Here is a 5,736-nt window from a genome sequence, read left to right on the forward strand (position 1 = left end):
AAAAAAACATTTAAAAAAGGGGTTGACAAGCCCGAGAAAGTTAGGTAGCCTAGTAAGGCGAAAAAACGAGAGCAAACGAAAGGAGTTCTCGAGAAAGCGCCAGAACCAAGACAAGAGAATAGTTTGAAAGCTAAAGAGCACTAATAAACCTCGTCAGAACAAATAGACGAAAGAAAGATTTTTCACGAAATCTAATTAGAAAAGAAGCAAAGAGCTTTTAAATTCTACCAAAAGTAGTAGGAGTAATTCTATTACATCATGGAGAGTTTGATCCTGGCTCAGGATGAACGCTGGCGGTATGCTTAACACATGCAAGTCGAACGGAATCTTCGGATTTAGTGGCGGACGGGTGAGTAACGCGTAAGAATCTGCCTTCAGGATGGGGACAACGACTGGAAACGGTCGCTAAAACCCAATGTGCCGAGAGGTGAAATATTAATAGCCTGAAGATGAGCTTGCGTCTGATTAGCTAGTTGGAGTGGTAACGGCACACCAAGGCGACAATCAGTAACTGGTCTGAGAGGATGACCAGTCACACTGGGACTGAGACACGGCCCAGACTCCTACGGGAGGCAGCAGTGGGGAATTTTCCGCAATGGGCGAAAGCCTGACGGAGCAATACCGCGTGAGGGACGAAGGTCTGTGGATTGTAAACCTCTTTTGTCAGGGACGATAATGACGGTACCTGACGAATAAGCATCGGCTAACTCCGTGCCAGCAGCCGCGGTAAGACGGAGGATGCAAGCGTTATCCGGAATTATTGGGCGTAAAGCGTACGCAGGTGGCTTATCAAGTCTGTTGTTAAAGCGCAAGGCTTAACCTTGTAAAGGCAAAAGAAACTGATAGGCTAGAGTGTGGTAGGGGCAGGAGGAATTCCCGGTGTAGCGGTGAAATGCGTAGATATCGGGAAGAACACCAGCGGCGAAAGCGTCCTGCTAAGCCATAACTGACACTCATGTACGAAAGCTAGGGGAGCGAATGGGATTAGATACCCCAGTAGTCCTAGCCGTAAACGATGGATACTAGGTGTAGTAGGTATCGACCCCTACTGTGCCGTAGCTAACGCGTTAAGTATCCCGCCTGGGGAGTACGGTCGCAAGATTGAAACTCAAAGGAATTGACGGGGGCCCGCACAAGCGGTGGAGTATGTGGTTTAATTCGATGCAACGCGAAGAACCTTACCAGGACTTGACATGTCGCGAATCTCTCTGAAAGGAGAGAGTGCCTTCGGGAGCGCGAACACAGGTGGTGCATGGCTGTCGTCAGCTCGTGTCGTGAGATGTTGGGTTAAGTCCCGCAACGAGCGCAACCCACGTTTTTAGTTGCCATCATTAAGTTGGGCACTCTAGAGAGACTGCCGGTGACAAACCGGAGGAAGGTGTGGATGACGTCAAGTCAGCATGCCCCTTACGTCCTGGGCTACACACGTACTACAATGGCTGGGACAAAGAGCTGCAAGCGTGCGAGCGCAAGCCAATCTCATAAACCCAGTCTTAGTTCAGATCGCAGGCTGCAACTCGCCTGCGTGAAGGCGGAATCGCTAGTAATCGCAGATCAGAATGCTGCGGTGAATACGTTCCCGGGCCTTGTACACACCGCCCGTCACACCATGGAAGCTGGTCACGCCCGAAGTCGTTATCCTAACCGTTCGCGGAGGGAGATGCCTAAGGCAGGGCTGGTGACTGGGGTGAAGTCGTAACAAGGTAGCCGTACCGGAAGGTGCGGCTGGATCACCTCCTTTTAGGGAGACCTACTTTACAGAGAGAACGAAGAAAGAGAAAGTGAACGATGCAAAAAGAACACAAGTACCTAGAAACAAAAAATACTCAACTGTAAAGCCATCCCAAGGTCGGTCGGAGTTTATTAGTAGGCTTTCAAACTATGTCTGGTTTTTCCAGTGAACAGGAAACAGGAATCAGCAAACAGTAAATAGCTCAAGCAAACAGAAAAAACTCTGTAAGCAAAAGTGAACAGCTGAGAAATGGTAACTGGTAACTGACCACTGAAGCAAGCAAGGGCTATTAGCTCAGGTGGTCAGAGCGCACCCCTGATAAGGGTGAGGTCCCTGGTTCGAGTCCAGGATGGCCCACTAGTCAGTGAAAAGAAGACAGAAAGTAGTAATGAAGCATAAAAACTTCAAAAACTATAGACTGAGTAATTAGAACTGATTCAGGGGGTATAGCTCAGTTGGTAGAGCGCCTGCTTTGCACGCAGGAAGTCAGCGGTTCGAATCCGCTTACCTCCACTGAAAGTTAAGAGAAGCAAAAAGCAACTTAACTTACAAAAAAAAGACAAGAACAAGGAATCAACCATGAGTCCAAAATTCTCGTCACCAGACAAGAGACTTCAGCAACTTATCTTGAGAATCAAGAAAGCATGCTGGACTCCGAAGTTCAGATAGAACCTTGAAAACTGCATAGTAATAGTCAAAAGTAACTTTTCAATTAGAAGTTAGAAGAGACCAACAAACAGGTAAAGACATAAAAATCTTAACTGGATGAAAGTCACAGAAAACCAACAAACGAAAAAGCAAGTAGACACCAATGTTAAGCGAACAAAAGCAAATTGTGGTCAAGCTACAAAGGGCTTACGGTGGATACCTAGGCACAGGAAGGCGATGAAGGACGTGGTTACCGACGATACACTTCGGGGAGTTGGAAGCAAACATTGATCCGAAGATTTCCGAATGGGGCAACCCTATATACTGCCCGTTGAATACATAGACGGGAAAGAGCGAACTCAGCGAATTGAAACATCTTAGTAGCTGAAGGAAGAGAAAATAAACAATGATTTCCTTAGTAGCGGCGAGCGAACGGGAAAGAGCCCAAACCAGTTGGCATGACTAGCTGGGGTTATAGGACAGCAACACTGTACAAGAGAGATTAGATAAAGTGTGTGGAATAACACGCCAAAGAGAGTGAAAGCCTCGTAATCGAAAATCAAACTTGGCAAGCTGGATCCTGAGTAGCACGGTACACGAGAAATTCCGTGTGAATTCGCGAGGACCACCTCGTAAGGCTAAATACTCACCTGTGACCGATAGTGAACCAGTACCGCGAGGGAAAGGTGAAAAGAACCCCGAGAGGGGAGTGAAATAGAACATGAAACCGTAAGCTTACAAGCAATGGGAGGACGATTTAACGTCTGACCGTGTGCCTGTTGAAGAATGAGCCGGCGACTTATAGGCAGTGGCAGGTTAAAGCGAGAATGCTGGAGCCAAAGCGAAAGCGAGTCTGAAAAGGGCGATAGTCACTGTTTATAGACCCGAACCTGGGTGATCTAACCATGGGCAGGATGAAGCTTGGGTAACACCAAGTGGAGGTCCGAACCGACTGATGTTGAAAAATCAGCGGATGACCTGTGGTTAGGGGTGAAATGCCAATCGAACCCAGAGCTAGCTGGTTCTCCCCGAAATATGTTGAGGCATAGCGGTTGTGATTATAGTCTGGGGGTAAAGCACTGTTTCGGTGCGGGCTGGGAGACCGGTACCAAATCGAGACAAACTCTGAATACCAGATGCACACACAGCCAGTCAGACTGTGGGGGATAAGCTCCATAGTCAAGAGGGAAACAGCCCAGATCACCAGCTAAGGTCCCCAAGCCATCGCTAAGTGGTAAAGGAGGTAGGAATACAGAGACAACCAGGAGGTTTGCTTAGAAGCAGCCACCCTTGAAAGAGTGCGTAATAGCTCACTGGTCAAGTGTTCCCGCGCCGAAAATGAACGGGACTAAGCGATGCACCGAAGCTGTGGGATTAATTAATTAATCGGTAGGGGAGCGTTCTGCATTAGGTAGAAGCGTTAGCGCGAGCAGACGTGGACGAAGCAGAAGTGAGAATGTCGGCTTGAGTAGCGCAAACATTGGTGAGAATCCAATGCCCCGAAACCCTAAGGGTTTCTCCGCAAGGCTCGTCCACGGAGAGTTAGTCAGGACCTAAGGCGAGGTCGAAAGACGTAGTCGATGGATAATCGGTCAACATTCCGATACTGATTATGAGTAGTGAAGAGGGACGCAGGAGATGATCATCAGCCGCGTGATGGATTGCGGTTCAAGCATTAAGGTGATGAGGTCTGGAGAAAACAGACTGAGCTGAGATGTGAGTACGAGAGTCTACGGACTCGAAGTGGTGTAGTCAAACTGCCAAGAAAAGCTCTAAACACGTTAACTCATAATTACCTGTACCCGAAACCGACACAGGTAGGGAGGTAGAGAATACCAAGGGGCGCGAGATAACTCTCTCTAAGGAACTCGGCAAAATAGCCCCGTAACTTCGGAAGAAGGGGTGCCCACCTAAGACGTGGGTCGCAGTGAAATGATCCAAGCGACTGTTTACCAAAAACACAGGTCTCCGCTAACTCGCAAGAGGAAATATGGGGGCTGACGCCTGCCCAGTGCCGGAAGGTTAAGGAAGTCGGTCAGCGAAAGTGAAGCTGGCGACCGAAGCCCCGGTGAACGGCGGCCGTAACTATAACGGTCCTAAGGTAGCGAAATTCCTTGTCGGGTAAGTTCCGACCCGCACGAAAGGCGTAACGATTTGGATGCTGTCTCGGAGAGAGACTCGGCGAAATAGGAATGTCTGTGAAGATACGGACTACTTGCACCCGGACAGAAAGACCCTATGAAGCTTTACTATAACTTGGAATTGGGTTCGGGCTTCTTCTGCGCAGGATAGGTGGGAGGCAATGAAGTAATCCTTGTGGGGATTATGGAGCCAACGGTGAGATACCACTCTGGAGAGGCTAGGATTCTAACCCTTACCCATTATCTGGGAAGGGAACAGTTTCAGGCGGGTAGTTTGACTGGGGCGGTCGCCTCCTAAATGGTAACGGAGGCGCGCAAAGGTTCCCTCAGGCTGGACGGAAATCAGCCGAAGAGTGTAAAAGCATAAGGGAGCTTGACTGCAAGACCAACAAGTCGAGCAGGGACGAAAGTCGGCTTTAGTGATCCGACGGCACAGCGTGGAATGGCCGTCGCTCAACGGATAAAAGTTACTCTAGGGATAACAGGCTGATCTCCCCCAAGAGTTCACATCGACGGGGAGGTTTGGCACCTCGATGTCGGCTCATCGCAACCTGGTGCGGAAGTACGTGCCAAGGGTTGGGCTGTTCGCCCATTAAAGCGGTACGTGAGCTGGGTTCAGAACGTCGTGAGACAGTTCGGTCCATATCCGGTGCAAGCGCAAGAGCATTGAGAGGACTCCTCCTTAGTACGAGAGGACCGGGAGGAACGCACCGCTGGTGTACCAGTTATCGTGCCAACGGTAAACGCTGGGTAGCCATGTGCGGAGAGGATAACCGCTGAAAGCATCTAAGTGGGAAGCCCACCTCAAGATGAGTGCTCTCATGGAGTTAATCCAGTAAGGTCACGGGCAGAATACCCGTTGATAGGCTTCAGGTGGAAGCGTGGCAACACGTGTAGCCGAGAAGTACTAATAGACCGAGGGCTTGTCCTCAATTTAATTAAGAACGAAAAGAATAAAGACAAAGGTGTCTACGAGACAGATGACTATTACTGTGTAGCTTTCAGGGTTCAAGGTAAGTTGACCCAACAGATTTCTTGGTGTCTATGGTGCGGTGGAACCACACTGATCCATCTCGAACTCAGATGTGAAACGCTGTTACGGTGAAGATACTTTAGGGGTAGCCCTACGGGAAAATAACTCGATGCCAAGATTAATATTCTAAGAAAAGGCTCTTGTTCTACTAACGAACAAGAGCTTTTTCTCTTTGGGGGCTT

At 49.0% G+C, this 5,736-nt stretch carries 2 tRNA genes and 3 rRNA genes; all 5 read left to right on the forward strand.

The annotated features are described in order from the left end of the window. Window positions 1–255 precede the first annotated feature (255 nt). Window positions 256–1,741, forward strand: a 16S ribosomal RNA gene (locus V2H45_RS24890). A gap of 274 nt (window positions 1,742–2,015) precedes the next feature. Beyond that, window positions 2,016–2,089, forward strand: a tRNA-Ile gene (locus V2H45_RS24895). An 83-nt stretch (window positions 2,090–2,172) separates the two neighbouring features. Beyond that, window positions 2,173–2,245 (forward strand) — tRNA-Ala (locus V2H45_RS24900). Window positions 2,246–2,569: 324 nt separating this feature from the next. Beyond that, window positions 2,570–5,452: ribosomal RNA gene (locus V2H45_RS24905) — 23S ribosomal RNA — on the forward strand. Between the two features lie 103 nt (window positions 5,453–5,555). Beyond that, window positions 5,556–5,672 (forward strand): 5S ribosomal RNA (rrf, locus tag V2H45_RS24910). The 16S, 23S and 5S rRNA genes sit together here with 2 tRNA genes alongside, the layout of an rRNA operon. The last annotated feature ends 64 nt before the right edge of the window (window positions 5,673–5,736 follow it).

The sequence above is a fragment of the Tumidithrix elongata BACA0141 genome, assembly GCF_036349135.1.
Classification (GTDB): Bacteria; Cyanobacteriota; Cyanobacteriia; order Pseudanabaenales; family Pseudanabaenaceae; genus Tumidithrix; species Tumidithrix elongata.